The sequence below is a fragment of the Bradyrhizobium sp. Y36 genome, assembly GCF_002531575.1.
Taxonomy (GTDB): domain Bacteria; phylum Pseudomonadota; class Alphaproteobacteria; order Rhizobiales; family Xanthobacteraceae; genus Bradyrhizobium.
Genome location: NZ_NWTI01000044.1, coordinates 1 through 1282, shown reverse-complemented (window position 1 = coordinate 1282; position 1282 = coordinate 1). Strand labels below are relative to the sequence as shown.

General features: G+C 67.6%; 1 protein-coding gene. It reads left to right on the top strand.

The window, feature by feature from the left end:
- Positions 1-1282 (top strand): chemotaxis protein CheA (locus tag CO669_RS34755; RefSeq protein ID WP_143278782.1); only part of this gene is annotated, 1282 nt, incomplete at both ends.

The following is a 1282-nucleotide window of genomic DNA, read 5'->3' as shown; positions in this document are numbered from 1 at the left end:
ATCAGCTCGAAGCGATGGTCGAGCAGGGCATGGCGGCGATGTCAGGCTCGGCGCAGCCGATGCCGGCTGCCGCCGCTCCCGTCACCGAGGCCCCGCCGCTGGCGCCGGAAGCCCCTGCCGCTGCGCCCGCCAAGGAGATGACCTCTGGCACGCTGATCGACCAGACCCTGGAGCGCCCCTTGCGTCCGGGCGAGGTCTCGCTCGACGAGCTCGAGCGCGCCTTCCGCGAGACCGCGATCGAAGCGGCCCCGCCCGTCGCGCAGGCTGAAGCAAAGCCCGCGCCCGCTGCTGAAGCCCCGGCGCCTGCCGCGAAGGAAGCAGCCAAGGAGGCAAAACCCGCCAAGGCCGCGCCGAAGAAGTCGATGGCCGACGAGAATGCCGGCGAGGGCGACCGCATCGCCAACCAGTCGATCCGCGTCAACGTGGATACGCTGGAACACCTGATGACCATGGTCTCCGAACTGGTGCTGACCCGCAACCAGCTCCTGGAGATCTCCCGCCGCAACGAGGACACCGAGTTCAAGGTGCCGCTGCAGCGCCTCTCCAACGTCACCGCCGAGCTGCAGGAAGGCGTCATGAAGACGCGCATGCAGCCGATCGGCAATGCCTGGCAGAAGCTGCCCCGCATCGTCCGCGACCTCTCGAGCGAACTCGGCAAGCAGATCGAGCTGGAGATGCACGGCGCCGACACCGAGCTCGACCGCCAGGTGCTCGATTTGATCAAGGACCCGCTCACCCACATGGTGCGCAACTCCGCCGATCATGGTCTGGAGACCCCCGCCGAGCGCCTCGCCTCCGGCAAGGGCGAGCAGGGCACCATCCGCCTGTCCGCCTATCACGAGGGCGGCCACATCATCATCTGCATCGCCGACAACGGCCGCGGCCTCAACACCGAGAAGATCAAGGCCAAGGCGATCTCCTCCGGTCTCGTCACCGAGGCCGAGCTCGAGAAGATGAGCGAAGCCCAGATCCACAAGTTCATCTTCGCGCCCGGCTTCTCGACCGCCGCCGCCATCACCTCGGTCTCGGGCCGCGGCGTCGGCATGGACGTGGTGCGCACCAATATCGACCAGATCGGCGGCACCATCGACATCAAGTCGGTGGCCGGCGAGGGCTCGAGCGTCACCATCAAGATCCCGCTGACGCTGGCCATCGTCTCCGCCCTGATCGTGGAAGCTGCCGGCGACCGCTTTGCGATCCCGCAGCTCTCGGTCGTCGAGCTGGTCCGTGCCCGCGCCAACAGCGAGCACCGCATCGAGCGCATCAAGGACACCGCGGTTCT